Genomic DNA, 26,222 nt, shown 5'->3' with positions numbered 1-26,222 from the left:
GGTGCAGGCGCCCTGGCAGGACTTGCTCCACTGGTGGTTCGGCCAGGGCACCAGCGCAAGCGAGATCGCGGCTGAAAAGCAGCGCCTCTGGTTCGGTTACCGCCCAGAGCAGGATGCCGAGGCCCGCGAACGCTTCGGTGCACTGGTCGAACAGGCGCTGAACGGAGAGCTGCCGGACTGGGCCGAACTGCCCGAGGGCTGGCTGGCCTTGGTACTGCTGCTCGACCAGCTGCCACGCATGATCCACCGCGACACCCCGCGGGCCTTCGCCGGCGATGAGCGCGCACAGCAGTTGGTCCGCGATGGACTGGCCCATGGCGGCGACATGCTGCTCTCGCCGATCCAGCGGGTATTCATCTATCTGGTGCTGGAACACGCGGAGAACCTGGCGGTGCAGGATCTGGCTGTGGCGCACTTCACGGCCCTGCGCGACATCGCTGCCGAGCACGAGCAGGTGCTGTTCGCCGGCTTTCTCGACTATGCCGAGCGCCATCGGGACGTCATCTCCCGCTTCGGCCGCTTCCCGCATCGCAACGCCATTCTCGGACGTCGCAGCAGCGACGCCGAACGATCATTCCTGCAGCAGCCGGGTTCGTCGTTCTAAGTGCTGCCGCCGTAGTGCTGCAGAAACCTCGCTCGGCAATGCTGAACTTAAAAAGAAGCAAGGAGCTCGATATGTCATTGCGTACCCCATTGCTGATTGTCTGCACGGTTCTGCTGGCCGCCTGCAGCCCGATCACCCAGGAGAACTTCGCCAAGCTCAAGCCCGGCATGGAGCGGGGGGAGGTGGAGAAGCTGCTCGGCAAGCCTTCGGAATGCGCCGGCGCGCTGGGCATGTCCAGCTGTACCTGGGGTGAGAAGAACCGCTTCATCAGCGTCCAGTTCGCCGGCGACAAGGTGATGATGTTTTCCGGCAAGGGGCTGCAATAACCGCTGATGCAACCCTGGAGATATCCGATGCGTGCAAGTGTCGCCCTGCTGTGCTTGATGATGCTGTTGAGTGGCTGTGTGGGAGGCGGGCGTGAGCGGCCGCCGGAAACCGTGGGTGAGGTGAACCTCGAGCGCTACCAGGGCACTTGGTACGAGCTGGCACGCCTGCCGATGTTCTTTCAGCGTGACTGCCTGCGTTCCGAAGCGCACTACCAGTTAAAGGATGATGGCCATGTCGCGGTGACCAATCGCTGCGAGACGGAAGATGGCGAATGGCAGGAAGCCAAGGGTGAGGCGGTACCGCAGGAGGCAGGGCGCACCGATCGACTGTGGGTGCGCTTCGATAACTGGTTCAGCCGGCTGTTCCCCGATCTGACCAAGGGACACTACTGGGTGCTCTACCTCGACGAGGGCTACAGCACCGCGCTGGTCGGCAGCCCCGACCGCAAGTACCTCTGGCTGCTGGCGCGCGACGCCGAGGTCGACCAGGCGACGCGGGAGCGCCTGCTCAGCGAGGCCGAACGCAGGGGCTACGACACCTCCGAGCTGATCTGGCGGCGATGAGCGTTCAGCGCTCGGCGCCCCTTACTGCCATTGCAGGCGCGCCAGCTGCCAGTTGCCGTTCTCCTGTCGCCATTCCAGTCTGACCTGATAGTGCCCGGCCTGCTGCGGCAACAGCGCCTCGGCGCCGGTCAGCGCGACCTGCGCCTCGGTATAGCCGCGGTCCGGGTAAGTCGCATCGATCCAGCTGCGCTGGCTCAGGGCGATCACCCGGACGTTGCGGTGGCGCAGGAACATCAGCGTCGCCGTGCGCCGCGCCCATTCCTGATCGTACTGTCGCTGGGCCTGGAAATCGGCATGCAGCAGCGTCATCAACTCCCCGGTCTGCTTGCTCTCCAGGCTCGTCTGCAGCTGTTCTGCCGCGCGTTGCAGCGCCGCCTGCGGATCGTCCCGTCCGCAGCCGACAAGTGCCAGCAGTACCGCCAGCGCCGCTATTTTCCATGCTGACATGCTCAACTCCCCGAACCTCGCTATGATGCCGCAAACGTCATGCGGGCCGGCCGGCCCGCCGCAGATCAGGAGTGTGCCATGCAGCCCTTGTATCCGGAGATCAAACCCTACGCCCGGCACGAGCTGGCGGTGGAAGAACCGCATGTGCTCTACGTCGACGAGAGTGGATCGCCGGACGGCCTGCCGGTGCTGTTCGTCCACGGCGGCCCCGGCGGTGGTTGCGACGCCATCAGCCGGCGCTTCTTCGATCCGACCCTGTACCGCATCATCACCTTCGACCAACGCGGTTGTGGTCGCTCGACACCGCATGCCAGCCTGGAGAACAACACCACCGCGCACCTGATCGCCGACATTCAGCGCATCCGCGAGCATCTGGGTATCGACAAGTGGGTGCTGTTCGGTGGCTCCTGGGGCTCGACGCTGTCGCTGGCCTACGCCCAGGCCTTCCCCGAACACGTGCACGCGCTGATCCTGCGTGGCATCTTCCTCTGCCGGCCCGAGGACCTGTCCTGGTTCTATCAGGAAGGCGCCAGCCGGTTGTTCCCTGATTACTGGCAGGATTTCCTCGCGCCGATTCCGCCCGAGGAGCGCGATGATCTGATGTCAGCCTTCTATCGTCGCCTTACCGGCAGCGATCAGATCGCCCAGATGCACGCGGCCAAGGCCTGGTCGTGCTGGGAGGGCCGCACAGCGACGCTGCGACCCAACTCCAACGTCGTCGAGCGCTTCGCCGATCCGCACCGGGCGCTGTCGATGGCGCGCATCGAGTGCCATTACTTCGTCAACCACGCCTTCCTTGAACCCGATCAGCTGCTACGCGACATGCCGAAGATCGCCCACCTGCCGGGCATCATCGTGCATGGCCGCTACGATGCGATCTGCCCGCTGGACAACGCCTGGGCACTGCACCAGGTCTGGCCCAACAGCGAGCTGCAGATCATCCGCGATGCCGGGCACTCGGCGGCGGAAGTCGGTATCACCGATGCGCTGGTCCGTGCCACCGGTGAGATCGCCCACCGCCTGCTCGACCTGCCGCCGGCGGATGCCGAATGAAGGGGCTGATCCAACGGGTTCGCCAGGCGCGGGTCGAGGTGGCTGGCGAGGTGGTCGGAGCCATCGATCAGGGTTTGCTGGTGCTGGTCGGTGTCGAGCGCGAAGACGATCAGGCGCGCGCCGACAAGCTGCTGCACAAGCTGCTCAACTACCGGGTGTTCAGCGACGAGCAGGGCAAGATGAACCGGTCGCTGAAGGACATCGGCGGCGGCCTGCTGCTGGTTTCGCAGTTCACCTTGGCCGCCGACACCCGCAGCGGCCTGCGCCCGAGTTTTTCCAGCGCGGCGCCACCTGCGCAAGGCGAGGCGCTGTACGACTATCTGCTGGCGCAGGCGCGCGACCAGCATCCCCTGGTTGCCTGTGGGCGCTTCGGCGCGGAGATGCAGGTACATCTGGCCAACGACGGCCCGGTGACCTTTCTCCTCGAAAGCTGAGCTTCAGTGGCGCATCGGTTCCAGATCGTTGTCGCGCAACCAGGTAATAGCGTATTCGCGTAGCTGTACGGTCTGGTAGCGCAGCCAGGCCTCCCTGACCTCGGGGAAGTCCTCCAGCTTGAAGTCGAAGGTGCGTAGCGGCTTGCGCCCCTTGAGCGCATTGCTGAGCACCGCATGGGCGATGGGATCGTGCTGGGTGAACAGGAAGGCCTCGCGCATGGCGATCGATTGCGCGAGGTCCAGCGGTTCGATGTGCAGGTAGCGGTCCTCCTTGACGTCATACTTCTCCATAGCCCTGGGAGGAGGATCACCGGGAAAGATCGCGCGGATTTGGCCGCTTTCGAGATCCAGGTAGTACTCGGCGATGTCGCGTCCGTCCAGAGCATATTCCAGACGGTGCATGTCGATAGTCAGTGGTCGCATGGCAAGAACGGCTCTTTTAGGGATTCGTTGGAATGTCGAGGCCGCGGCGCAGGCGCGCCGAGGCGTGAGCAGTCCCAATCTCTGACTCCCTCGTATCGGGTGGGTGCGTTACGTTCATCGGCGTGCAGCTGGCACCGGTCGCTTTCGATCGAAACGATCCCGGGGTCAGAACAGCCGTGCCAGCAATGCGGTGACCGCCGTCTCCACACGCAGGATGCGATCACCCAGCTGCACCGGCTGCAGGCCGGCGGCGGCGAGCTTGTCCACCTCGTAGGGAATCCAGCCGCCTTCCGGACCGATCGCCAGGGTGACTGGCTCGCTGATCGCGCGAGGGCAGGGCGGGAAATCACCAGGGTGGCCGACCAGGCCGCAGGTGCCTACCGCCAGCTGCGGCAGGCGGTCTTCGACGAAAGGCTTGAAGCGCTTTTCGATGACGACCTCGGGCAGCACGGTATCGCGCGCCTGTTCGAGGCCGAGGATCAACTGCTCGCGAATGGCGGACGGTTCGAGGAAGGGCGTTTGCCAGAAGCTCTTTTCCACTCGGTAGCTGTTGAGCAGGACCAGTTTTGGTACACCCATGGCGGCGACGGTCTGCAGCACCCGGCGCAGCATCTTCGGTCGTGGCAGCGCCAGCAGCAGGGTCACCGGCAGCTTGGCCGGCGGTGGTTGATCGAAGCTCACCTGCAGCTCGGCCTCGGCGGCGTCCAGGCGCAGCAACTGGCCGCTGCCGATATTGCCGCCAACCAGGCCAACCTTCAGGTGCTCGCCAGCCTCGGCACGATGTACCTCGCGCATGTGGGTCAGGCGGCGGTCGCGCAGCAGGACCCGGTCACCGGCGATGAAGTCGGTCGGTTCGAGCAGCAACAGGTTCACGGGCGCGGCGCGGGCGGCTGGTCGCTGGCTTCCGCTTCGTCGTCCTCGGCGTCGCCGCGGAAGGGCTCCTCACGCTTCTTGACCATGCTGCCGCAAATCACGCCGGCTTCGAACAGCAGCCACATGGGCACGGCCAGCAGGGTCTGCGAAAACACATCCGGTGGCGTCAGCACCATGCCAATGGCGAAGCAGCCGACAATCACATACGGGCGGCTCTTGCGCAGGGTTTCCACATCGACGATGCCGACCCAGATGAGCAGGAAGGTCGCCACCGGAATCTCGAAGGCCACGCCAAAGGCGAAGAACAGGGTGAGGACGAAGTCCAGGTACTGACCGATGTCGGTCATCATCGACACGCCCTCGGGCGTCACGCTGGCGAAGAAGCCGAACATGATCGGGAACACCACGAAATAGGCGAAGGCCATGCCGGCGTAGAACAGGAAGATGCTCGACACCAGTAGCGGCACGGCGATGCGCTTCTCGTGCTTGTACAGACCGGGGGCGATGAAACCCCAGATCTGATGCAGGATGATCGGCATGGAGAGGAACAGCGCGACCATCAGGGTCAGCTTGAACGGCGTCAGGAACGGCGAGGCGACGCCGGTGGCGATCATCGTCGCGCCTTCGGGCAGATAGGCCCGCAGCGGCGCGGCGACCAGCGCGTAGATCTGTTGCGAGAAGTAGAACAGCCCGGCGAAGAGCAGGGCGATGGCGACCACGCAGCGCAGCAGGCGCTTGCGCAGCTCGGTCAGGTGCGCGACCAGCGGCATTTCCTGGTCGTCGATGGAAGGCTTGCTCATGGTTCGGATGGTCTGTCGGAGCGAAGGGGCTGAGCGGTCTCGGTGCCAGGAGCGGGTGGGTTCGCAGCGGGCGTCAGCGTATCGCTGGAACTACTGCTTGCTGTGCTCGCGGCCTGGCCGGCGCCGTCTGCGGACGTCGGCGGGGTTGTGGTGGTCGGACTGCTGGAGGGCGACGGCGGCATGATGCTCTGCTTCATCTCCCGCTCCAGATCGAGGATGCGCTCGTTGTGCAGTTGCCGGCGGATCTCGTCGGCACCGATCTCGCGCTCCACCTCGGCCTTGATGTTGCTGAAGCTGCGTTTCAGCCGGCCAACCCACAGTCCCGTGGTGCGAACCGCACCGGGCAGGCGTTCCGGACCGAGCACCATCAATGCCACCAGGCCGACCAATAGCAGTTCGGTGAAACCGATATCGAACATCAGGACGTGCTCACATCAATAGGGAGAGCGGCCGGGCAGCGAAGGTCGCCGCTCGGCCGCATGGAACGTAATCACTGGTCTTTCTTGGTCGGTTCTTCGACCTTGCGCGCCTGTGCGTCAATGGTCTGGTTCTGCTTGTCCTCGACGCCGGGCTTCTCCTCGTCGGTGCCCATGGATTTGCGGAAGCCCTTGATCGCATCACCGAGATCGGAGCCCAGGCCTTTGAGGCGCTTGGTGCCGAACAGCATGATGACGATGAGCAGGATGATCAGTAGTTGCCAGACGCTGATGCCGCCAAAACCCATGGTGATATCTCCGATGTGAATCAGGTTTGCGGACGCGCGGCTTTTTCCGCGTGTCCGGAGAGACCGAAGCGTCGATCCAGTTCATCCAGCACGGCCTGCGGGTGCTGGCCGAGAGCGGCGAGCATGACCAGGCTGTGGAACCAGAGATCGGCGGTTTCGTAGATCAGGTCGCTGGAGTCGCCACTGACGGCGGCATCCTTGGCGGCGAGGATGGTTTCCACCGATTCCTCGCCGACCTTCTCGAGAATCTTGTTCAGGCCCTTGTGATACAGGCTGGCGACGTAGGAGCTGTCCGGCGCCGCGCCCTTGCGGGCCTCCAGCACCTCGGCCAGGCGGGTGAGGGTGTCACTCATGCTTGTGCTCCGCGTAGATGGCGTTCGGGTCCTTGAGAACCGGCTCGACGACTTTCCAGGCACCGTTCTCGAACACGCGGTAGAAGCAGCTTTCGCGCCCGGTGTGACAGGCGATGCCGCCGATCTGCTCGACCATCAGGATGATCACGTCGGCGTCACAGTCCAGGCGCAGCTCGTGCAGCTGCTGCACATGTCCGGACTCCTCGCCCTTGCGCCACAGCCGGTTGCGCGAACGCGACCAGTAGATGGCGCGGTTTTCCTGCGCGGTCAGCGCCAGGGCTTCGCGATTCATCCAGGCCATCATCAGCACGCGGCCGGTCTTGTGGTCCTGGGCGATCGCCGGCACCAGACCGTCGGCGTTCCAGTTGATTTCGTCCAGCCAGTTCATCGGATTCTCCGCTCAATGGGCCAAGTGTGCCAGCCTGCACCAGGGATGGCTATCGGCGCACCACGATGAAGACGCCGGCCACCAGCATCACCCATGCCGGCCAGGCGGTTAAGGCGGTCAGGCTGTCCGCGCTGGCTGCCAGGGTCGCGCCGCTGCCGAGCAATACCGCACCGATCAGCCGCAGCGGCCAGCCGTGGTGACGCTCGCGCCAGGGCGGCGGTGGGTTGTTCGCATGCGGGTGCGCCATGCGTTCGAGCAGCTCGCGGGTCATGTTGGCCAGGTGCGGCAATTGTTCGATCTGCGCGTGCACGTTCTTGATCAGCTGCTTGGGGCTCATGCGCTCGCGCATCCAGCGCTCGAGATAGGGCTGGCCAGTGCTCCAGAGGTCGAGATCCGGGTACAGCTCGCGGCCGAGGCCTTCGATGTTGAGCAGGGTCTTCTGCAGCAATACCAGCTGTGGCTGCACTTCCATGTTGAAGCGCCGCGCCACCTGGAACAGACGCACCAGCAGCTGACCGAAGGAGATGTCTTTCAGCGGCTTCTCGAAGATCGGCTCGCAGACGGTGCGGATCGCCGCCTCGAATTCGTTGACCTTGGTCTCGGCCGGCACCCAGCCCGAGTCGATGTGTAGCTGCGCGACCTTGCGGTAGTCGCGTTTGAAGAAGGCCATCAGGTTGCGCGCCAGGTAGTCCTGGTCCTCGGGCGTCAGGCTGCCGACGATGCCGAAGTCCACTGCGATGTACTGCGGGCTCCAGGGCTGGTGGGTGCTGACGAAGATGTTGCCGGGGTGCATGTCGGCGTGGAAGAAGCTGTCGCGGAACACCTGGGTGAAGAAGATCTCCACGCCGCGCTCGGCCAGCTGGCGCATGTCGGTGTTCTGCCGCGCCAGCCCGGCCATGTCCGTCACCGGCACGCCGTAGATGCGCTCCATCACCAGCACCTGCGGGCGGCAGTAGTCCCAGTAGACCTGCGGCACGTAAAGCAGCGCCGAGCCCTCGAAATTGCGCTTGAGCTGGCTGGCGTTGGCCGCTTCGCGCAGCAGGTCGAGCTCGTCGTAGATGGTCTTGGCGTAGTCGTCGACCACTTCCACCAGGTGCAGGCGGCGCGCGTCGATGGAGATGCGCTCGGCGGTATTGGCCAGCATGAACAGCCAGGCCAGGTCCTGGCTGATGATCGGCCGAAGGTTCGGGCGCACCACCTTGACCACCACTTCCTCGCCGGACCGCAGCTTGGCCGCATGCACCTGCGCCACCGAAGCGGAGGCCAGCGGCTTGCTGTCGAAACGGGCGAAGATCTCGCCTACCGGCGCACCCAGCTGGCGCTCGATGAGTGCCGTGGCAACGGCTGAATCGAAGGGCGGCACGCGGTCCTGCAGCATCGCCAGCTCTTCGGCGATATCCAGCGGCAGCAGATCGCGGCGGGTGGAGAGGATCTGCCCGAACTTGATGAAGATCGGCCCGAGTCCTTCCAACGCCAGGCGCAGGCGAGCGCCGCGCGACAGCTCGCTGCGCCGCCGCGGGATCCAGCGCCAGGGCAGCAGGTAGCTGGTGGCGCGCAGCCACCAGGGCATCGGCAGGTCGAGAATGATGTCATCGAGGCGGTAGCGGATCACCACCAGCAGGATGCGAAACAGGCGGCGGGCGGCGGCGAACAGCTTCATTCGGGGCGATCTGGATTCAGGTTGAGGGCGAGGCGCTCGATGCGCGCTTCGAGTCGGTCGAGGGCAAGTTTCATGTCATCCAGCTCGTCGAAACGCGCCTGGGCTTCGGCCTGGCCGACCAGCATCCGCGATTCCTCGCTGAGGTAGTCGGCAAGGTCCTGACGCAGCGAGTCGGCGCTGTCGCGTACCCAGTCCACAGGGCTGCGCAGGCTGGAACCGAGTAGCTGTGCGCCGACCGGGCCGAGCCAGCGGGAAATTTCGTATTCCCAGTCCAGCTCCAGATCCTGCAGCACCTCAGCGAGGTTCATCAGCAGCCCACTGTCGCCGTCGATCTCGACCTCAGGGCCATGCAGCACGGCGGTCTTGTTGCGGCTGACGGCCAGGCGCAAGAGGCTGCTCGCAGACGCGCGCAGGCGGCAATCGCCATCCGCGCCCCAGTTGCTGGCCAGGCGCAGGCCCTCTTCGTCGGCGAGAACGAACAGGCGCCAGGCCGGCGCCGTGCAGTCGATCTCGATGATTCGGCCGCTCAGGCGTGCCAGTCGCGGCAATGCCGTGGGATCCAGGCGCAAGACGCGATTGATGCCACGCTCGGCACCGGCCAGCAGGGCAGCGCGCAACATCAGGGTTTGATGCCGCGGTGCAGGGCGACGATGCCGCCGGTCATGTTGTGATAGCTGACGCGCTCGAAACCGGCGGTCTCCATCATGCCTTTGAGGGTTTCCTGATCCGGGTGCATGCGGATCGACTCGGCCAGGTAGCGATAGCTGTCGGCGTCGTTGGTGATCAGCTTGCCCATCATCGGCAGCAGGCTGAACGAGTAGGCGTCGTAGGCCTTGGAAAACAGCTGGTTGGTCGGCTTGGAGAATTCCAGCACCAGCAGCCGGCCGCCCGGCTTCAGGACGCGCAGCATCGACGCGATGGCGTCTTCCTTGTGGGTGACGTTGCGCAGGCCGAAGGCGATGGTCACCACATCGAAATAGTTGTCCGGGAAGGGCAGCTTCTCGGCATCGGCCTGAACGAACCTGACATTGCCGGCCACACCCTTGTCCAGCAGCTTGTCGCGGCCGACCTTGAGCATCGAGGCATTGATATCGGCCAGCACCACTTCGCCGGTGGGTCCGACGATGCGCGAGAACTGCCGTGTCAGGTCGCCGGTGCCGCCGGCGATGTCGAGGATGCGATTGCCGTGGCGGGCGCCGGACAGCTCGATGGTGAAGCGCTTCCACAGCCGATGCACGCCGCCCGACATCAGGTCGTTCATCAGGTCGTACTTGGCGGCCACGGAGTGGAACACCTCGGCCACCTTCTGCGCCTTCTGGCTTTCCGGCACGTTCTTGTAGCCGAAATGGGTGGTCGGTTCTGCGTCATGCGCTTTGCGAGGGTCGGTCATGTCACTTTCGCCGGGAAGAATGTGCCCGGCATTCTAAACCTAAAAAGCCGGCTGATAAGCGTCGAGCTGCCGACAGCTGGCAAAAGGACTAGCGGCGACATGTCGCAGTTCGCGGCGTCATGGCGCGGGCTGTGGCTGCCCGGTGTGGGTGCGAGCGCTATGGCCGTTGGCGGCAGGGTATTGACCGGCCGCGCCGTCTGTCGGCGCTTTGCTATAGTGCGCGCCTTTTCGGGCAGCCAGGAGTCGTCATGGCCCAGATCATCGTCGAACGTTCCCACAATCTCGGCCGCGAGGCCGCGCGTGAAAAGGCCGACGAACTGGCCGCGCGATTGGCTCGCGAGTTCGGCGTGAGCTGCCAATGGCAGGGCGATGTGCTGGCGGTCAGGCGCAGCGGTGCGGACGGGCGCATCGAAGTCTACGAGGACAGCGTCAAGGTGCTGCTCAACCTCGGTCTGCTGCTCTCGGCCATGGGCAGCAGTATCCAGGACCAGATCGAGCGGGCACTGGACAAGGCGCTGGCCTGAGGCAGCTGGCCTTCAGCCTATCGGTCGCAATAAGGTGCGCGGAACGTAGGGTGGCTGTCGATTTTTACATCCGCGGCCGCGGAGCATCGACGCTGTTCGGTGGATCGATGAAGCGTGATCCACCCTACGGTTTCCCTTTCAGAGCATCAGCTTGACCACCGACTCATCGGGGTCGCGGGACTTGCCGGCGGCCGCCAGTGCCGCGAGATAGGCGTCCCACAGCGCCTGCTGATTCAGTGCCAGGCGTTCGAGGTAGTCCCAGGTGTAGAGGCCGCTGTCGTGGCCGTCGCTGAAGGTCAGCTTCAGGGCGTACTGGCCGGCCGGCTCGATCTGCTCCAGCGCGACCTTCAGCTTGCCGGTCTGCAGCACCGGGTTGCCGTGGCCCTGGACTTCCGCCGATGGCGAATGCACGCGCAGGAACTCGGCGGGCAGCACGTAGCGCTCGTCGGCGCCGTATTCCAGTTCCAGCGTTCTGGACGCCTTGTGCAGTTTGATTGCAGTGGGGATGCGCATGCGACGCTCCGGAAAAATCGGCCGTGGCAATCGCCACGGCCGTGACGGTCAGAGAATGTAGCGCGACAGGTCTTCGTCCTGAGCCAGTTCGCCGAGGTGCTCGTTGACGTAGGCGGCGTCGATGCGGATTGGTTCGCCCTGCTGCTTGCCGGCCAGGTCGGCTGCACTGAAGGAGACCTCCTCCAGCAGGCGCTCGAGCAGGGTGTGCAGGCGCCGGGCACCGATGTTCTCGGTCTTCTCGTTGACCTGCCAGGCGATCTCGGCGATGCGCTTGATGCCGTCCTCGAGAAACTCGATGTGCAGCCCTTCGGTCTTCAGCAGCTCGCGGTACTGCTCGGTGAGCGCCGCATGCGGCTCGGTGAGGATGCGCTCGAAGTCCTGCGGTGACAGCGCCTTGAGTTCCACGCGGATCGGCAGGCGACCCTGCAGTTCCGGCACCAGGTCGCTGGGCTTGGACAGGTGGAAGGCGCCGGAGGCGATAAAGAGGATATGGTCGGTCTTGACCATGCCCAGCTTGGTATTGACCGTGCTGCCCTCGATCAGCGGCAGCAGATCACGCTGCACACCTTCGCGGGAAACGTCGGCGCCGCCGGTGTTGCCGCGCTTGGCGACCTTGTCGATCTCGTCGATGAAAACGATGCCGTTCTGCTCCACCGCTTCCAGGGCGCGGGCCTTGAGGTCTTCTTCGTTGACCAGGCGCGCGGCTTCCTCGTCGCGGATCAGCTTGAAGGCTTCCTTGATCTTCAGCTTGCGGCTCTTCTTCTTGCCCTTGCCCATATTGGCGAAGAGGTTCTGCAGCTGGTTGGTCATCTCCTCCATGCCGGGCGGGGCCATGATCTCCACCCCGGCCGGGCTCTCGGCGACCTCGATGTCGATCTCCTTGTCGTCCAGCTGGCCTTCGCGCAGGCGCTTGCGGAACAGCTGACGGGTGTTGGAATCGCCGCTCTGCACCGGCTCTTCGGAAAAGCCTACCGGGCGCGCTGGTGGCAGCAGGGCGTCGAGGATGCGTTCTTCGGCGGCGTCTTCGGCGCGGTGGCGCATCTTGTGCACCTCCTGCTCGCGCAGCATCTTCAGCGCCGCGTCGGCCAGATCGCGGATGATCGATTCGACGTCACGGCCGACATAGCCGACCTCGGTGAACTTGGTGGCTTCCACTTTCAGGAACGGCGCGTTGGCCAGCTTGGCCAGGCGGCGGGCGATTTCGGTCTTGCCGACGCCGGTGGGGCCGATCATCAGAATGTTCTTCGGTGTGACTTCCTGGCGCAGCTCGGCGGGCAGCTGCATGCGCCGCCAGCGGTTGCGCAGGGCGATGGCCACGGCGCGCTTGGCGTCGTCCTGGCCGATGATGTGGCGGTTGAGTTCGTGGACGATCTCGCGGGGCGTCATGGACATGGTGCGGTACTCCGGAACGACAGGCGATCAGATCGCGCTGTCGAGCTCCTCGATGGTCAGGTTCTGATTGGTGAACACGCAGATGCTGCCGGCGATGTTCAGCGCGGTCTCGGCGATTTCCTGGGCCGACATGTCGGCGCCGGCCTTGAGCAGCAGGGCCTTGGCCGCGGCCTGGGCGAAGCCGCCGCCGGAGCCCATGGCGATCAGGTCGTCTTCGGGCTGCACCACGTCGCCATTGCCGGTGATGATCAGCGAGGCATCCTTGTTGGCCACAGCGAGCATGGCTTCCAAACGGCTCAGGGAGCGGTCGGTGCGCCAGTCCTTGGCCAGCTCGACGGCGGCGCGCACCAGATGGCCCTGGTGCTTTTCCAGCTGGCCTTCGAAACGCTCGAAGAGAGTGAAGGCATCGGCGGTGGCGCCGGCGAAGCCGGCCAGGACCTGGCCGTGATAGAGACGGCGGACCTTCTTGGCGTTGCCTTTCATGACGGTGTTGCCGAGGGAAACCTGGCCGTCGCCGCCCATGACGACTTTGCCGTTGCGGCGCACTGAAACGATGGTGGTCAAGGGAAAATCTCCACACTGCGGGGCGATGAATGCCCGAATGCGGTTGATATGGGGGACTGCTGCCGGCTTTTCAACAGCTGTCGGCGAGCTTCACCTGCAATCGCGGTTCTGCGCGAGGCGCTCAGTCAGGCCGGGGCTGTTCGCTGCGTTGCGGGTGACGGGGCTGGCGCGGCACGTTGCCGGCGACCTCGGCGGCGGTCATCTTGCGTAACCTGACCGGAATCGACTTGGCCGCCGGCACCTCGCCAGCTTGTCCGTTTACGACGGAGCCGAGGCCGGAATGTTCACGGCGCTTTGTCGCAAGGTTGCGATTCACTCCATGGCGAAGCCGTGCTGGCGCCAGGCCTCGTACACCGCGACGGCCACGGTGTTCGACAGGTTCAGGCTGCGGCTGTCGGGGCGCATCGGCAGGCGCAGGCGCTGCTCGTTGGGCAGGGCATCGCGTATCTCTGGCGGCAGGCCGCGGCTTTCCGGGCCGAACAGCAGCGCATCGCCGCGCCGGTAGCGCACCTCGTGAAAGGGCTGCGAGCCCTTGGTGGTGAAGGCGAACAGCCGCGGGCCGTCCGGGTTGGCGGCGTCGATGCCGATCCGCGCGAGGCAGCTCGGCAGGTCGGCGTGGCGCTCCAGCGTGGCGTATTCGTGATAATCCAGGCCGGCGCGGCGCAGGCGTTTGTCGTCCAGCTCGTAACCCAGCGGCTCGATCAGATGCAGGTGGCAGCCGGTGTTGGCGCAGAGCCTGATAATGTTGCCTGTATTGGGCGGAATTTCCGGTTGGAACAGGATCACGTGAAACATGCGCAGCACCGAGGTTGAAGATCTGCGGCATTCTACCGGGGCGCAGGACCCGATGCGCCGCATACGCCGGACCTTTTTCGGTTCGCTGGTGCTTATCGGGCTGCTGGTGGGGCTGATGATCGGCCGGCTCACCGCGCCCGGGCCGGTGCAGCTGGAGGCGGTGCAGGTGCTGCCACAGGGGCTGTCGCTGCGCTTCGACCGCAAGCCGGATACCTATGACGAGCATCTGGAGGGGGCGTTCGCCCTGTTGTTCCAGGCCGAGGGCGAGCCGCAATCCGGGCAGCTCCAGATCGACGGCATGCCGGTGGCCTGGCGCGTGCAGCAGACCGAGAAGGGCCTGCTGTTGCATCTGGTGGCGGCACGGCGGCTGCAGGGGCAGTGGCAGGGCGCGCGCGGCGACGGCGGCTGGCGGGTGCAGGTCAGCGTGTCGCCCTGGCGGCCATGATGGATTTGCACATGGCTGGTGCGTCAGAAAAGAAGAACCCCGCCAGTGGCGGGGTTCTTTTTCGCAGGTCGGGTCAGCGTATGGTCAGCTGTCGTCGCCGTCGTCGTCATCGCTGCCATCGACGCGCATGCCCAGTTCCTTGATCTTGCGCGTCAGGGTGTTGCGACCCCAGCCGAGCAGCAGCGCGGCATCGCGGCGGCGGCCGGCGGTGTGCTTGAGCGCGGTCTCGATCATGATGCGCTCGAAGGCCGGCACCGCCTCGTCGAGCAGGTTGCTCTGGCCGCGCGCCAGGGCCTGATCGGACCAGTTGCGCAGCGCCTGTTCCCAGTTGTGCGCAGGCTGTGCCTCGGCCTGCTGGTTGAGCAGCTCCGGCGGCAGATCGTCGACATGCACTTCGCGCCCGGACGCCATCACGGTGATCCAGCGGCAGGTGTTCTCCAGCTGGCGCACGTTGCCCGGCCAGGGCAGATGCTGCAGGTATTCCTTGGTTTCCGGCTTGAGCACCTTGGTCTCCACCGACAGTTCCTGCGCGGCGCTGGCGAGGAAGTGCTCGGCGAGTGCCGGGATGTCCTCGCGGCGATCGGACAGGCGCGGAATGTGGATGCGGATGACGTTCAGGCGGTGGAACAGGTCTTCGCGGAACTTGCCGGCCTGCACCAGGGTTTCCAGGTCCTGGTGCGTGGCGGCAATGATGCGCACGTCGACCCGCACCGGCGTGTGGCCGCCGACCCGGTAGAACTCGCCATCGGCCAGCACGCGCAGCAGGCGGGTCTGGGTGTCGGCCGGCATGTCGCCGATCTCGTCGAGAAACAGGGTGCCGCCGTCGGCCTGCTCGAAGCGGCCGCGGCGCTGGTTGGCCGCACCGGTGAAGGCGCCTTTCTCGTGACCGAACAGCTCGGATTCCATCAGGTCCTTGGGGATCGCCGCCATGTTCAGCGCGATGAACGGCGACGCCGAACGCGGGCTGTGGCGGTGCAGCGCGTGAGCGACAAGCTCCTTGCCGGTACCCGATTCGCCATTGATCAGTACGGTGATGTTGGAATGGCTGAGGCGACCGATGGCGCGGAACACCTCCTGCATCGCCGGTGCCTCGCCGATGATCTCCGGTGTGTGATGACGGTTGGCCGGCTGCTGCTGGTTCTGCTGCTCCTGGGCGTGCTGGTTGGCGCGCTTGACCAGCGACACGGCGTCGTCGACGTCGAACGGCTTGGGCAGGTACTCGAAGGCGCCGCCCTGGTAGGAAGCCACCGCGCTGTCCAGGTCGGAGTGCGCGGTCATGATGATCACCGGCAGGCGCGGGTACTGCTCGCGGATCTGCGAGAGCATGTCCAGGCCGCTGAGGCCGGGCATGCGGATGTCGGAGATGATCACATCCGGCTGCTGGCGGGCGAGGCGGGCCAGCACGCTGTCAGCGCTGTCGAAGCTCTGCGTGGCCATGCCTTCCTGTTGCAGGGCCTTTTCCAGGACCCAGCGGATGGAGCGGTCGTCGTCGACGATCCAGACGTTTTCGCTTCGGCTCATGCTGATGTGGCTCCTTGTTCCAGCGGTAGGAAGATCGAGAACACGGTGTGGCCGGGGTGGCTCTCGCATTCGATCAGACCCTGGTGCTGACTGATGATGTTCTGGGTGATGGCCAGGCCCAGCCCGGTTCCGTCCGGGCGACCACTGACCATCGGGTAGAAGAGCGTGTTCTGCAGTTCGGCGGGGATGCCCGGGCCGTTGTCGATGATCTCGATGCGCGCCACCAGGCGATGACGGATATGGCCGATGGTGAACTGGCGCAGCGTGCGGGTGCGCAGGGTCAGGCGGCCCAGGCCCAGCTCGTTCTGCCCGGCCAGGGCCTGCATGGCGTTGCGCATGATATTGAGCACGGCCTGGATCATCTGTTCGCGGTCCATCAGGACCTCGGGAATGCTCGGGTCATAGTCGCGCACCAAAATGATGCTTCCCTGGCATTCGGCCTCGATCAGGCTGGCCACATGTTCGAGCACTTCGTGGATGTTGGTCATCGCCAGCGACGGCAGCTTGTTCGAGCCAAGCATGCGGTCGACGAGGTTTCTCAGCCGGTCGGCTTCCTCGATGATGACTTCGGTGTAGTCCTTCAGGTGTTCTTCCGGCAGCTCGCGGGCCAGCAGCTGCGCCGCGCCGCGAATGCCGCCCAGGGGGTTCTTGATCTCGTGGGCCAGGCCGCGCACCAGCATCTTGGTGGTTTCCTGCTTGGACAGCTGGGCCTCTTCCTTGGTGATGCGCAGCAGCCGGTCGCGCGGCAGCACTTCCAGCAACAGCATGGTCTCCTGGCGCGTCAGCACCGGGGTCACCGCGTAGTCGACGGTCAGCGACTGGCCGGTGGCGGAGGTCAGGGTTGCCTCGCGTTTGGTGAAGGGGTGGGCTTCTTCCACAGCCTGGCGCAATGCCGCCAGGGCTTCCGGTGATTCGGTGAACAGTTCGCTGATGAATTGCCCATGGCTGCGCTGACCGCTGACGGCCAGCAGCATTTCGGCTGCCGGGTTCATGTATTCCAGACGCAAGCGCGAGTTGAGCAGCAGCGTTGCGGTGGTCAGGTTCTCGATCAGCAGGCGTTGCAGGGCTTCGTTGATCATGGCTGGTCTGCATCCGAAGGTTCGTGCAGGAAATGCAAGAACCAAACCAAGCGCGCCATTGCGGCGCGGATCGGTGTGATGCTGCAGCCCTACGGGCTGTTCGGTGACCCAATTTGGTGACGAACGATCGGCTCGTTCATTGGGCGCACCAAACAGGTGCACTCAATGATCATAGAAAGGGCACGAAGGGAATGTCGCGTTTTTCTACCGGTTTGTCCTTGAGCGGGCATTCCGGGCGCACGCCGTAATCGGCTTTCTTGCACGGATTGACCATGCGCCGCTGGGCCAATGAGGTGCGAATCAGATGGAAGGACCGGCTTTCTGACTGTTGCAGGACCCGCTCCTGTGCGTCTACCACCGCGACCGCCAGCTGATGGGTGCCGCGATCGACATTGCTCAGCTGGAAGCTGGTCTGCTCGCCTGGGGCGCCGAATGGCTCGCCGTCGAGCAGCAGCTGGTAGAAATGGCCGGGCTGCAGCGCGGGCTCGGCCTCTACGGTGACGCTGACTGTGCCGGCGTTGTTGCGGATCGCCTCGTCTGCGGCCGGGCTGAGGATCTGCAGCTGATAGCGGATGGCTGCCGCCTGCTGCTTCGGCGGCTGGACCGCACGCGGGGCGGGTGTCGGCTGGGTTGCCATGCTGTTGGAGGGCTTCAGCTGCACCTCTTCCACTGCCTGGCCGCTAGGGCGGTCGGTAAAGACCCGGTTGCCCTCGGCATCCGTGTAGGAATAGATGCCGCCCAGCGCAGGCAGAGCGGTGCCGAGCAGCAGGATGGTTGTGACGTTGCGAAGGATGCTCAAGGAGCAGGTCTCGGCTTCGGTGGCGGCGGACGCAGTGCGGGGCTCGAGGTATTGACCCGCTGCACGGTGAACAACACCGGCTCGCTGCGCTGGATGATGCGCTCGCCGCTCAGTACCTCGACGTGCAGGCGATGGTCGCCGCGTTCGACATTGTTCAGTTGCAGGGACGTGGCCGCGCTGGCGGCGGCCTGAGGGATGCCATCGAGCATGAAGCGCAAGGTATGGCCCGGTTGCAGCGGCGGTTCCAGCAGGGCGCTGACGACGAAGCTGCCGTTGTTGGCGCGCAGCGCCTCGTCATCGGGAATGCCGGCTACCTGCAACGTCTGGTAGGGCGCCTGCTGCGTCTGCTGACTGTCCGGCAATGGCGGTGGCGGCTCGGGCGTGCGGATGTTCACGGTATTGGCCGGTGGCAGATCCACCGTATCGGCCTGCACGCCTTCTGGCGGCTGGTTGGTGAACACCGTGTTGCCTTGCTCGTCGGTGTACTTGTAGATCTCGGCGAAGGCCGGGACGCTGAGGATGAACAGCAGGCTGAACAGGGCGCTACGCATGGGAGGCTCCGCAGGAGGTGGACCGTCGAAGCCTTGCACTGCAACGGCCTTCAGGCAAGCACGATCGCTGCGATTTGCGAGGCGTGACAAGCTGCATGGATCGCAGTCGCCGGGCAGAAACGAAGAAGGCCACCCGAGGGTGGCCTTCCTGTCACGCGAACTGGATCAGACGCTGTAGTACAGGTCGTATTCCAGCGGGTGCACGAAGGTGCGCACCTTGATTTCTTCCTCGGACTTCAGCTCGATATAGGCATCGATGAACTCGTCGGAGAACACGCCGCCCTTGGTCAGGAACGCGCGGCCCTTGTCCAGCTCTTCCAGGGCTTCCTTCAGGCTGCCGCAGACCTGCGGGATCAGCTTGCCTTCTTCCGGCGGCAGATCGTACAGGTTCTTGTCGGCGGCATCGCCAGGATGGATCTTGTTCTGGATGCCATCCAGGCCAGCCATCAGCAGTGCAGCGAAGCACAGGTACGGGTTGGCAGCCGGGTCCGGGAAGCGCGCTTCGATACGACGGGCTTTCGGGCTGGAAACGTACGGAATACGGATCGAGGCCGAGCGGTTGCGCGCCGAGTAGGCCAGCATGACCGGTGCTTCGAAGCCCGGGACCAGACGCTTGTAGGAGTTGGTCGACGGGTTGGTGAAGCCGTTCAGCGCCTTGCCGTGCTTGATGATGCCGCCGATGAAGTACAGGGCGGTCTCGGACAGGCCGGCATAGCCTTCGCCAGCGAAGGTGTTCTTGCCGTCCTTGGAGATCGACATGTGCACGTGCATGCCCGAGCCGTTGTCGCCGTACAGCGGCTTCGGCATGAAGGTGGCGGTCTTGCCGTAGGCGTCGGCGACGTTGTGCACGCAGTACTTCAGGGTCTGAACTTCGTCAGCCTTGGCGACCAGGGTGTTGAACTTCACGCCGATTTCGTTCTGACCGGCAGTGGCCACTTCGTGGTGGTGCACTTCGACGACCAGGCCCATCTCTTCCATGGCGTTGCACATGGCGGTACGGATTTCGTGGTCGTGGTCGCACGGCGGAACCGGGAAATAACCGCCCTTGACGGCCGGGCGGTGGCCCTTGTTGCCGCCTTCGACGTCCTGGTCGGTCATCCAGGAGCCCTGCTCGGAGTAGATCTTGAACATCGAGCCGGAGATGTCCGACTTGAACTTGACCTGGTCGAAGATGAAGAACTCCGGCTCCGGGCCAACGAAAACGGTGTCACCGATGCCGGTGGACTTGAGGAACTCCTCGGCGCGCTTGGCGATGGAGCGCGGGTCGCGGTCGTAGCCCTGCATGGTGCTCGGCTCGACGATGTCGCAGACCAGGATCAGGGTCGGCTCTTCGGTGAACGGATCGAGCACAGCGGTCTCGTCGACCGGCATCAGGATCATGTCGGAGGCTTCGATGCCTTTCCAGCCATGGATGGACGAACCGTCGAACATCTTGCCGTGCTCGAAGAAGTCTTCATCCTGGGCATCACGAGCCGGGACGGTGACGTGGTGCTGCTTGCCTTTGGTATCGGTGAAGCGCAGATCAATCCACTTCACATCGTAATCTTTGATCAGTTGAAGCGACTTCGACATGGTGTTCTCCAAGTGGTGGAAGCGTGACAGTGAGCTTCCGAATCAGGGTGAAGCCGGGCGGCGATGTTCCGCCAAGGCGACCTGCCTCACAAGGGAGCAAATTGCATGCCAGTGCTCCGTCTTGGAACTGCAGGCCCGCCACTGCGCTGCCGCGGCGATGGGGCGTGCTAAATCCTAGCTTCCTGTACGAAAACGTGCGCGCTAATGGTGCGAGCGGTCTCGGTTACGCATCTTTTTGGTGCATATGGGCGCGACTCAAAGAAACCGATTAAAACTTGAGCAGTTTCCGCTATACTCCGCGCCCCTCTTTTCCAGCCACACCGGCACCCGCGCTGTTTCCATGAAGCTGATCGTCAAGGTTTTCCCCGAAATCACCATCAAGAGCCCGCCGGTGCGCAAGGGCTTCATTCGCCAGTTGGCGAAGAACATCCGCACCGTGCTGCGCGAGCTCGACCCCGAGGTGCGGGTCGAAGGCGTGTGGGACAACATCGAGGTGGAAACCGCGCTCAGCGAATCGAAGCCGCTGCGCGAGATGATCGAGCGCCTGCGCTGCACGCCCGGCATCGCCCATTGCCTGGAGGTGCACGAGTATCCGCTGGGCGATCTCGACGACATCGTCGCCAAGTGCAAGGCGCACTACGCCGAGCGCCTGCCGGGCAAGATCTTCGCGGTGCGCTGCAAGCGCGCCGGCAAGCACCCGTTCAGCTCCATGGACGTCGAACGCCATGTCGGCAGCCAGCTGCGCCAGCAGTGCGGCGCCTCCGGCATTTCGCTGAAGGCGCCGGAGGTCGAAGTGCGCATGGAAATTCGCGACCAGCGCCTGTTCGTCGTCCACGAGCAGCACGACGGCATCGGCGGCTATCCGCTGGGTGCGCTGGAACAGACCCTGGTGCTGATGTCCGGGGGGTTCGACTCCACCGTCGCCGCCTACCAGATGATGCGCCGCGGGCTGATGACGCATTTCTGCTTCTTCAACCTCGGCGGCCGCGCCCATGAGCTGGGCGTGATGGAAGTCGCCCACTATCTATGGAAGAAATACGGCAGCTCGCACCGCGTGCTGTTCATCAGCGTGCCGTTCGAGGAAGTGGTCGGCGAAATCCTGCAGAAGGTCGACAACAGTCAGATGGGCGTGGTCCTGAAGCGCATGATGCTGCGTGCCTCGACCGAGATCGCCGAGCGCCTGCATATCGACGCGTTGGTCACCGGCGAGGCGATTTCCCAGGTCTCCAGCCAGACCCTGCCGAACCTCTCGGTGATCGATTCGGCCACCGACATGCTGGTGCTGCGCCCGCTGATCGCCAGCCACAAGCAGGACATCATCGATACCGCCTTCCAGATCGGCACCGCCGAGTTCGCCAAGAACATGCCCGAGTACTGCGGCGTGATCTCCAAGAACCCCACCACCCGCGCCAAGCGCTATCGCGTCGAGCACGAGGAAAAGCAGTTCGACATGGCCATCCTCGAGCGCGCCCTGGCCAGTGCCCGCCAGGTGCCGATCGACCGGGTGATCGACGAGTTGGGCGAAGACATCAAGGTCGAGGAGGTCAGCGAGGCGACGGCCGGCCAGGTCATCCTCGACATTCGTCACCCCGATGCCGCCGAGGACGAACCCCTCGAACTGTCCGGCATCGAAGTTCAGACCTTGCCGTTCTACGCGCTGAACAACCGTTTCAAGGAACTGGATGAAAACCGCCAGTACCTGCTGTATTGCGACAAAGGTGTCATGAGCCGCCTGCATGCTCACCATCTGCTGAGCGAGGGGCATGTGAATGTTCGCGTCTATCGTCCGGCCTGACGCATCGGTGAAACAGCCGGGGCTGTTGGGTGGCAGCATTCGCCACCGCCCTCCCGACCGCTGCTGATCGCAAGGCCCAGTCGTTACAACTCGGACAGCCTGACGTCGTCCGGACAATTCCCAGCTTCGAGCCCGAGTTCGAAGCTATCTACAGAGAAACGAATCAGTGATCGAGAATCTTCGCAACATCGCCATCATCGCCCACGTCGACCATGGCAAGACCACCCTCGTCGACAAGCTGCTGCGCCTGTCCGGCACCCTCGACCGCAAAGAAGCGGAAAACGAGCGCGTGATGGATTCCAACGACCAAGAAAAGGAACGCGGCATCACCATCCTGGCCAAGAACACCGCGCTGAAGTGGAACGGCTACAACATCAACATCGTCGACACCCCCGGCCACGCCGACTTCGGCGGTGAGGTCGAGCGCGTGATGAGCATGGTCGACTCCGTGCTGCTGGTGGTCGACGCCCAGGACGGCCCCATGCCGCAGACCCGCTTCGTGACCCAGAAGGCGTTCAAGGCCGGCCTGCGTCCGATCGTCGTGGTGAACAAGATCGACCGCCCGGGCGCGCGTCCGGACTGGGTCATCGACCAGATCTTCGACCTGTTCGATAACCTCGGTGCCAGCGACGAGCAGCTGGACTTCCCGATCGTCTACGCCAGCGCCCTGAACGGCATCGCCGGCATGGACCACGAGAACATGGACGACAACATGGATGCCCTGTTCCAGGCCATCATCGACCACGTTCCGGCGCCCAAGGTGGACGTCGACGGCCCGTTCCAGATGCAGATCTCGCAGCTGGACTACAACAGCTTCCTTGGCGTCATCGGTATCGGCCGCATTGCTCGCGGCACCGTGAAGACCAACACCCCGGTGACTGCCATTGGCGCCGACGGCAAGAAGCGCAACGGTCGTGTTCTGAAGATCATGGGCCACTCCGGCCTGCAGCGGGTTGAGGTGGCCGAAGCCACCGCCGGCGACATCGTCTGCGTGTCCGGCATGGACGAGCTGTACATCTCCGACACCCTCTGCGACCAGAGCGCTGTCGAGGCGCTGCCGCCGCTGACCGTCGACCAGCCGACCGTTTCCATGACCTTCCAGGTCAACGACTCGCCGTTCGCCGGCAAGGAAGGCAAGTTCGTCACCAGCCGCAACATCAAGGACCGTCTGGACAAGGAGCTGCTGCACAACGTGGCGCTGCGCGTCGAGCAGGGCGACAGCCCGGAGAAGTTCAAGGTCTCCGGCCGTGGTGAGCTGCACCTGTCGGTACTGATCGAAACCATGCGCCGTGAAGGCTTCGAGCTGGCCGTCGGGCGCCCGGAAGTGGTGATCATCGAGAACGAGGCCGGCGAGAAGCAGGAGCCCTACGAGAACGTCACCATCGACATCGAAGAGCAGCACCAGGGGCCGGTGATGGAGCAGATGGGCCTGCGCAAGGGCGATCTGACCAACATGATTCCCGACGGCAAGGGCCGCATCCGCCTGGAGTACACCATCCCGGCGCGCGGCCTGATCGGCTTCCGCAACAACTTTCTGACCCTGACCTCGGGCACCGGCATCCTGACCTCGACCTTCAGCCACTACGGCCCGATCAAGGCCGGCGAAGTCACCAACCGCCAGAACGGCGTGCTGGTCTCCATGGCCACCGGTACCGCGCTGACCTACTCGCTGGAAACCCTGCAGGCCCGCGGCAAGCTGTTCCTCGAGCCCGGCCAGGACATCTACGAAGGCCAGCTGTGCGGCATCAACAGCCGTGACAACGACCTGGTGATCAATCCCACCAAGGGCAAGAAGCTCGACAACATGCGCGCTTCCGGCAAGGACGAGGTCATCGCCCTGGTTCCGCCGATCAAGTTCACTCTCGAGCAGGCGCTGGAGTTCATCGCCGACGACGAGCTGGTGGAAGTGACGCCGAAATCGATCCGCCTGCGCAAGAAGATGCTCAACGAGAACGACCGCAAGCGCTACGAGCGCGCCAAGGTCTAACACCCGTTGCGAGACAACAGAAAGGCGCCTTCGGGCGCCTTTTTGCTGTCTGCGGATTGCCAGGCCGACCTGCTCAGGCGTGCCGAGCGCGCAGCGAGCGGCCTGCGAAAATTCTACAAGACCTCTACAACCCTCGCCCTTGAGCCTGCGAGAGCACACCTTGCCGGCAGGCATGTCCAGATTCAGCCCGCTTTCGCTCGACACTACGTCGATAAAACTTGTACAGGTACTGTCATGGTGGCATTATCTTGTACAAGTTTTGCATCGCTTCGTGTATCGCTCGAAGCGCCAACGACTGGCTGATGGGCTGCCGCGCAGCCTCGCAAGGAGAGTTCGATGAACAAGCAGATGTCGGTATCCATGCGCCTGGGCCTGGGGTTTCTGGTGATCCTGGCGCTGATGGTGGCGGTCGCCGTGGTCAGTGCGCTCAAAGTCGACATCATCGACCGCAGCATGAGCCAGATCAGCTCGCAGGCCGGCCTCAAGCAGCGCTATGCGATCAACTTCCGCGGCAGCGTGCACGACCGTGCCATTGCCGTGCGCGATGCCGTCAGTGCGGCTGATCCCGCGTTTGCCCGTGAGCAGGTGGCGGAGATCGAGCGACTGGCGCAGCTGTACGCCGACTCGGCGGCGCCGATGAAGACGATGCTCGCGCAGCCCTCCGCCGATACCGTGGAAAAGCAGCTGATGCTGCAGATCGAGACCATCGAGGCGAAGACCAACGCGCTGACCCAGCAGGTGGTCGAGCTGCGCTTCAGCGAGGGCTCGGAGCGTGCCTACGACTTTCTCCTGGAAAACGTCGCCGGCGCCTATACCGAATGGTTGCGGCTGATCAACGCATTCATCGATCACCAGGAATCGAGCATCAATCAGGACGTGACCGTGGTCCGCGAGACCGCCAGCGGCTTCCTCGCGCTCATCGTCGCGGTGACCGGCGTGGCGGTTCTGCTGGGCGTGGCCATCGCCGTGGTGATCATCCGCAAGCTGCGTTCGACCCTCGGTGCCGAGCCGGACGAGGTAGCCCGTGTGATCGGCAACCTGGCCAATGGCGATCTCGGCCAGGTAATCGTCACCCCGTACCCGGACAGCGTCATGGGGGCGACCGCGAAGATGGCCAGCCGCCTCACCGCGATCATTGCCGAGGTGCGCGCTGCCGCCGATGGCGTCGGCGTCGCCTCGGGTGAGTTGCGTACCTCCTCGGCGAACAGCAACCAGCAGATCCAGCACCAGTCGGCCGAGGCCGAACAGGTCGCCACGGCGATCAACCAGATGGCCACGACGGTGAACGAGGTGGCGAGCTTCGCCGCCCGTGCCGCCGCTGCGGCGAAGAGCGCCGACGAGCAGGTCGAGACCGGTACGCGAATCGTCGGCGAGACGGCCATTTCCATCCATAACCTGGCCAAGGTGCTGGAAAGCGCGACCGAAACCGTCAACCAGGTCTCGGCGCAAAGCGGCGATATCGAAAAGATCCTGCAGGTCATCAGCGCCATCGCCGAGCAGACCAACCTGCTCGCGCTCAACGCCGCCATCGAGGCGGCGCGCGCTGGCGAACATGGTCGCGGCTTCGCAGTGGTGGCCGACGAGGTGCGCTCGCTGGCCAACCGCACGCAGCTGTCGTCGAGCGAAATCAGCGAGATGATCACCTCGCTGCAGGCCGGCGCCGGCAGGGCGGTGGAGGTGATGCAGTCGAGCAAGCAGTTGGCACAGCAGACCGTCGAACAGACGCTGCAGGCGGAAAATGCGCTGACCAAGATTCGCCAGGAAGTGGGCTCGATCAACGAGATGAACGCGCAGATCGCGACAGCTTCCGAGGAGCAGAGCGCGGTGGCCGAAGAGGTCAACCAGAGCGTCACGCGCATCCATGATTCGACCGTCGCCAGCTCAGCGGCATCGAACCAGGTGGCGTCCTCCAGTCAGGACCTGACCATGCTGGCCGAGGAGCTGAATCGCAAGGTCAACTACTTCCGCAGCTGACCCCGTGCGCCGCACGGACGAACAGCCCCTGGCAAAATACCTGGGTGTTGTACGCGGTCCGGCTTACTGGCGAACCCAGGTCTGGCTGCGGCCCAGCGCCTCGATGCCGATGTAGCCACGCACTTCCAGCTTGTCGCCGCCATCCAGCAGGCGGGCCTTGGAGCGATAGGTCTTGCCCTTGGCCGGGTCGAGGATGGTGCCGTCGCTCCAGGCCTGCTCGCCGTCCGGCTTGAGGTCCCAGAGGATGGTCATGCCGGTGATGGGCTGATCCTTGCGCTCGCCTTCACACTCGCTGCAGAGCGGGTTCGGCCCGTGCTCCGATTGCAGAATCTGCGCCACCTTGCCGGTCAGCGTGCCATCGGCGGCCTGCTGGATCTCGACGATGGACTTGGGCTTGCCGGTCTCGTCGTCGATGGTCTGCCAGCGCCCGGCAGGCGATTCGGCGGCTGAGGCGAACGAGGAGAGCGAGAGCGGCAGGGCCAGCAACAGGGCATTGAACAGTGGACGCATGGTTTCTCCAGTGATCAGAAGGGCGCCGCCGACTCTACCACCGGCAATTGCGCCCCGTTGCCCCCGACCGCCTGACCGGTCGGTTCTCGTCACATACGCCGTCTCGCTCGTCCTGTTTCCGCTGGTTTCGGCGTGGCTGGCGAAACCGATGTCGCTGTCTCG

General features: G+C 64.4%; 31 protein-coding genes. 10 read left to right on the top strand and 21 right to left on the bottom strand.

Annotation, left to right across the window (positions count from 1 at the left end; translation table 11 throughout):
* Position 1: 1 nt before the first annotated feature.
* The 3 genes from ACX1DW_RS15230 to ACX1DW_RS15220 all read left to right on the top strand — a co-directional run bounded on the left by ACX1DW_RS15230 (position 2) and on the right by ACX1DW_RS15220 (position 1,494).
* Positions 2-604, top strand: a complete 603-nt coding sequence (locus ACX1DW_RS15230) for a DUF924 family protein (RefSeq protein WP_200600656.1) — start codon at positions 2-4, stop codon at positions 602-604.
* A 71-nt stretch (positions 605-675) separates the two neighbouring features.
* Positions 676-930 (top strand): outer membrane protein assembly factor BamE domain-containing protein, encoded by a 255-nt coding sequence (bamE, locus tag ACX1DW_RS15225; RefSeq protein WP_200600654.1) that lies wholly within the window; start codon positions 676-678, stop codon positions 928-930.
* A 27-nt stretch (positions 931-957) separates the two neighbouring features.
* A complete protein-coding gene (locus ACX1DW_RS15220) occupies positions 958-1,494 on the top strand; it encodes a lipocalin family protein (protein ID WP_200600652.1) in 537 nt (178 codons plus the stop codon).
* Positions 1,495-1,515: 21 nt separating this feature from the next.
* Here the strand turns inward: ACX1DW_RS15220 and ACX1DW_RS15215 are convergent, their stop codons facing one another.
* Complete coding sequence (locus ACX1DW_RS15215) at positions 1,516-1,941, bottom strand: hypothetical protein (protein ID WP_156245422.1); 426 nt, start codon at positions 1,939-1,941, stop codon at positions 1,516-1,518.
* A gap of 78 nt (positions 1,942-2,019) precedes the next feature.
* Here ACX1DW_RS15215 and pip point away from each other — a divergent pair, with 78 nt between their 5' ends.
* Both pip and dtd read left to right on the top strand, forming a co-directional pair.
* On the top strand, positions 2,020-2,994 hold the full coding sequence (pip, locus tag ACX1DW_RS15210; protein ID WP_458991788.1) for a prolyl aminopeptidase: 975 nt from the start codon (positions 2,020-2,022) through the stop codon (positions 2,992-2,994).
* Positions 2,991-3,428 carry a D-aminoacyl-tRNA deacylase gene (gene dtd, locus ACX1DW_RS15205; RefSeq protein WP_458991787.1) on the top strand — a complete coding sequence of 146 codons (438 nt, stop codon included), beginning with the start codon at positions 2,991-2,993 and terminating at the stop codon, positions 3,426-3,428. Before pip ends, dtd begins: the two co-directional genes overlap by 4 nt.
* A gap of 3 nt (positions 3,429-3,431) precedes the next feature.
* Here dtd and ACX1DW_RS15200 read toward each other — a convergent pair whose 3' ends face one another.
* The 10 genes from ACX1DW_RS15200 to ubiE all read right to left on the bottom strand — a co-directional run bounded on the left by ACX1DW_RS15200 (position 3,432) and on the right by ubiE (position 10,039).
* The gene (locus ACX1DW_RS15200) at positions 3,432-3,851 is read right to left on the bottom strand and encodes a UPF0158 family protein (RefSeq protein WP_458991786.1); all 420 of its coding nucleotides are present in this window, start codon (positions 3,849-3,851) and stop codon (positions 3,432-3,434) included.
* Between the two features lie 165 nt (positions 3,852-4,016).
* Positions 4,017-4,724 carry a 16S rRNA (uracil(1498)-N(3))-methyltransferase gene (locus ACX1DW_RS15195; RefSeq protein ID WP_458991785.1) on the bottom strand — a complete coding sequence of 236 codons (708 nt, stop codon included), beginning with the start codon at positions 4,722-4,724 and terminating at the stop codon, positions 4,017-4,019.
* Positions 4,721-5,524, bottom strand: coding sequence for a twin-arginine translocase subunit TatC (tatC, locus tag ACX1DW_RS15190; protein ID WP_102839436.1), 804 nt, complete (start codon positions 5,522-5,524; stop codon positions 4,721-4,723). Before tatC ends, ACX1DW_RS15195 begins: the two co-directional genes overlap by 4 nt.
* Positions 5,521-5,943, bottom strand: a complete 423-nt coding sequence (gene tatB / locus ACX1DW_RS15185) for a Sec-independent protein translocase protein TatB (RefSeq protein ID WP_102833502.1) — start codon at positions 5,941-5,943, stop codon at positions 5,521-5,523. The genes tatC and tatB overlap by 4 nt, the downstream gene beginning before the upstream one ends.
* Positions 5,944-6,014: 71 nt before the next feature.
* The gene (gene tatA, locus ACX1DW_RS15180) at positions 6,015-6,248 is read right to left on the bottom strand and encodes a twin-arginine translocase TatA/TatE family subunit (RefSeq protein ID WP_003303029.1); all 234 of its coding nucleotides are present in this window, start codon (positions 6,246-6,248) and stop codon (positions 6,015-6,017) included.
* Between the two features lie 20 nt (positions 6,249-6,268).
* Entirely contained in the window at positions 6,269-6,601 is a 333-nt protein-coding gene (locus ACX1DW_RS15175; RefSeq protein ID WP_011911574.1) for a phosphoribosyl-ATP diphosphatase, read from the bottom strand.
* Complete coding sequence (gene hisI, locus ACX1DW_RS15170) at positions 6,594-6,989, bottom strand: phosphoribosyl-AMP cyclohydrolase (RefSeq protein ID WP_102833503.1); 396 nt, start codon at positions 6,987-6,989, stop codon at positions 6,594-6,596. The genes ACX1DW_RS15175 and hisI overlap by 8 nt, the downstream gene beginning before the upstream one ends.
* 49 nt (positions 6,990-7,038) lie before the next feature.
* Complete coding sequence (ubiB, locus tag ACX1DW_RS15165; RefSeq protein ID WP_102839438.1) at positions 7,039-8,649, bottom strand: ubiquinone biosynthesis regulatory protein kinase UbiB; 1,611 nt, start codon at positions 8,647-8,649, stop codon at positions 7,039-7,041.
* On the bottom strand, positions 8,646-9,269 hold the full coding sequence (locus ACX1DW_RS15160) for a ubiquinone biosynthesis accessory factor UbiJ (protein WP_458991784.1): 624 nt from the start codon (positions 9,267-9,269) through the stop codon (positions 8,646-8,648). Before ACX1DW_RS15160 ends, ubiB begins: the two co-directional genes overlap by 4 nt.
* Positions 9,269-10,039 carry a bifunctional demethylmenaquinone methyltransferase/2-methoxy-6-polyprenyl-1,4-benzoquinol methylase UbiE gene (gene ubiE, locus ACX1DW_RS15155; protein WP_063541658.1) on the bottom strand — a complete coding sequence of 257 codons (771 nt, stop codon included), beginning with the start codon at positions 10,037-10,039 and terminating at the stop codon, positions 9,269-9,271. The genes ACX1DW_RS15160 and ubiE overlap by 1 nt, the downstream gene beginning before the upstream one ends.
* A gap of 248 nt (positions 10,040-10,287) precedes the next feature.
* Here ubiE and ACX1DW_RS15150 point away from each other — a divergent pair, with 248 nt between their 5' ends.
* On the top strand, positions 10,288-10,563 hold the full coding sequence (locus tag ACX1DW_RS15150; RefSeq protein WP_458991783.1) for a polyhydroxyalkanoic acid system family protein: 276 nt from the start codon (positions 10,288-10,290) through the stop codon (positions 10,561-10,563).
* A gap of 138 nt (positions 10,564-10,701) precedes the next feature.
* On the opposite strand, the gene ACX1DW_RS15145 is transcribed toward ACX1DW_RS15150, so the two are convergent.
* The 4 genes from ACX1DW_RS15145 to ACX1DW_RS15130 all read right to left on the bottom strand — a co-directional run bounded on the left by ACX1DW_RS15145 (position 10,702) and on the right by ACX1DW_RS15130 (position 13,827).
* Positions 10,702-11,076, bottom strand: a complete 375-nt coding sequence (locus tag ACX1DW_RS15145) for a gamma-butyrobetaine hydroxylase family protein (protein WP_011911581.1) — start codon at positions 11,074-11,076, stop codon at positions 10,702-10,704.
* A gap of 48 nt (positions 11,077-11,124) precedes the next feature.
* A complete protein-coding gene (gene hslU, locus ACX1DW_RS15140; RefSeq protein WP_063539452.1) occupies positions 11,125-12,468 on the bottom strand; it encodes an ATP-dependent protease ATPase subunit HslU in 1,344 nt (447 codons plus the stop codon).
* Positions 12,469-12,495: 27 nt separating this feature from the next.
* The gene (hslV, locus tag ACX1DW_RS15135) at positions 12,496-13,032 is read right to left on the bottom strand and encodes an ATP-dependent protease subunit HslV (protein ID WP_014821912.1); all 537 of its coding nucleotides are present in this window, start codon (positions 13,030-13,032) and stop codon (positions 12,496-12,498) included.
* Positions 13,033-13,344: 312 nt separating this feature from the next.
* Positions 13,345-13,827 (bottom strand): tRNA (cytidine(34)-2'-O)-methyltransferase, encoded by a 483-nt coding sequence (locus ACX1DW_RS15130; protein WP_013981493.1) that lies wholly within the window; start codon positions 13,825-13,827, stop codon positions 13,345-13,347.
* Between ACX1DW_RS15130 and ACX1DW_RS15125 the strand changes: the two genes are divergently transcribed.
* Positions 13,826-14,272 carry a hypothetical protein gene (locus ACX1DW_RS15125; protein WP_458991782.1) on the top strand — a complete coding sequence of 149 codons (447 nt, stop codon included), beginning with the start codon at positions 13,826-13,828 and terminating at the stop codon, positions 14,270-14,272. The two genes, ACX1DW_RS15130 and ACX1DW_RS15125, sit on opposite strands and share 2 nt — an antisense overlap.
* An 84-nt stretch (positions 14,273-14,356) precedes the next feature.
* On the opposite strand, the gene ntrC is transcribed toward ACX1DW_RS15125, so the two are convergent.
* From ntrC to glnA, 5 genes are all read right to left on the bottom strand, one after another.
* The gene (ntrC, locus tag ACX1DW_RS15120) at positions 14,357-15,793 is read right to left on the bottom strand and encodes a nitrogen regulation protein NR(I) (protein ID WP_013981495.1); all 1,437 of its coding nucleotides are present in this window, start codon (positions 15,791-15,793) and stop codon (positions 14,357-14,359) included.
* Complete coding sequence (gene glnL / locus ACX1DW_RS15115; protein WP_017244102.1) at positions 15,790-16,872, bottom strand: nitrogen regulation protein NR(II); 1,083 nt, start codon at positions 16,870-16,872, stop codon at positions 15,790-15,792. Before glnL ends, ntrC begins: the two co-directional genes overlap by 4 nt.
* A 169-nt stretch (positions 16,873-17,041) precedes the next feature.
* Positions 17,042-17,671, bottom strand: a complete 630-nt coding sequence (locus tag ACX1DW_RS15110; RefSeq protein ID WP_200600642.1) for a DUF4124 domain-containing protein — start codon at positions 17,669-17,671, stop codon at positions 17,042-17,044.
* Positions 17,668-18,222, bottom strand: a complete 555-nt coding sequence (locus ACX1DW_RS15105; RefSeq protein ID WP_200600640.1) for a DUF4124 domain-containing protein — start codon at positions 18,220-18,222, stop codon at positions 17,668-17,670. The genes ACX1DW_RS15110 and ACX1DW_RS15105 overlap by 4 nt, the downstream gene beginning before the upstream one ends.
* Positions 18,223-18,387: 165 nt before the next feature.
* Complete coding sequence (gene glnA, locus ACX1DW_RS15100) at positions 18,388-19,794, bottom strand: glutamate--ammonia ligase (protein ID WP_003303004.1); 1,407 nt, start codon at positions 19,792-19,794, stop codon at positions 18,388-18,390.
* A gap of 340 nt (positions 19,795-20,134) precedes the next feature.
* Here glnA and thiI point away from each other — a divergent pair, with 340 nt between their 5' ends.
* The 3 genes from thiI to ACX1DW_RS15085 all read left to right on the top strand — a co-directional run bounded on the left by thiI (position 20,135) and on the right by ACX1DW_RS15085 (position 25,550).
* Entirely contained in the window at positions 20,135-21,589 is a 1,455-nt protein-coding gene (gene thiI, locus ACX1DW_RS15095) for a tRNA uracil 4-sulfurtransferase ThiI (RefSeq protein ID WP_200600638.1), read from the top strand.
* A gap of 166 nt (positions 21,590-21,755) precedes the next feature.
* Positions 21,756-23,576 carry a translational GTPase TypA gene (gene typA / locus ACX1DW_RS15090; RefSeq protein WP_063539459.1) on the top strand — a complete coding sequence of 607 codons (1,821 nt, stop codon included), beginning with the start codon at positions 21,756-21,758 and terminating at the stop codon, positions 23,574-23,576.
* A gap of 336 nt (positions 23,577-23,912) precedes the next feature.
* Positions 23,913-25,550: a methyl-accepting chemotaxis protein gene (locus ACX1DW_RS15085; RefSeq protein ID WP_200600636.1), complete on the top strand. Its 1,638-nt coding sequence runs from the start codon at positions 23,913-23,915 to the stop codon at positions 25,548-25,550.
* 63 nt (positions 25,551-25,613) lie between these two features.
* On the opposite strand, the gene ACX1DW_RS15080 is transcribed toward ACX1DW_RS15085, so the two are convergent.
* Positions 25,614-26,060 carry a DUF2147 domain-containing protein gene (locus ACX1DW_RS15080; RefSeq protein ID WP_200600634.1) on the bottom strand — a complete coding sequence of 149 codons (447 nt, stop codon included), beginning with the start codon at positions 26,058-26,060 and terminating at the stop codon, positions 25,614-25,616.
* Positions 26,061-26,222 lie beyond the last annotated feature (162 nt).

The organism is Stutzerimonas sp. KH-1 (assembly GCF_054483855.1).
The sequence above is the reverse complement of the archived record's forward strand: the minus strand, read 5'-3'. Positions and strand labels throughout refer to the sequence as shown.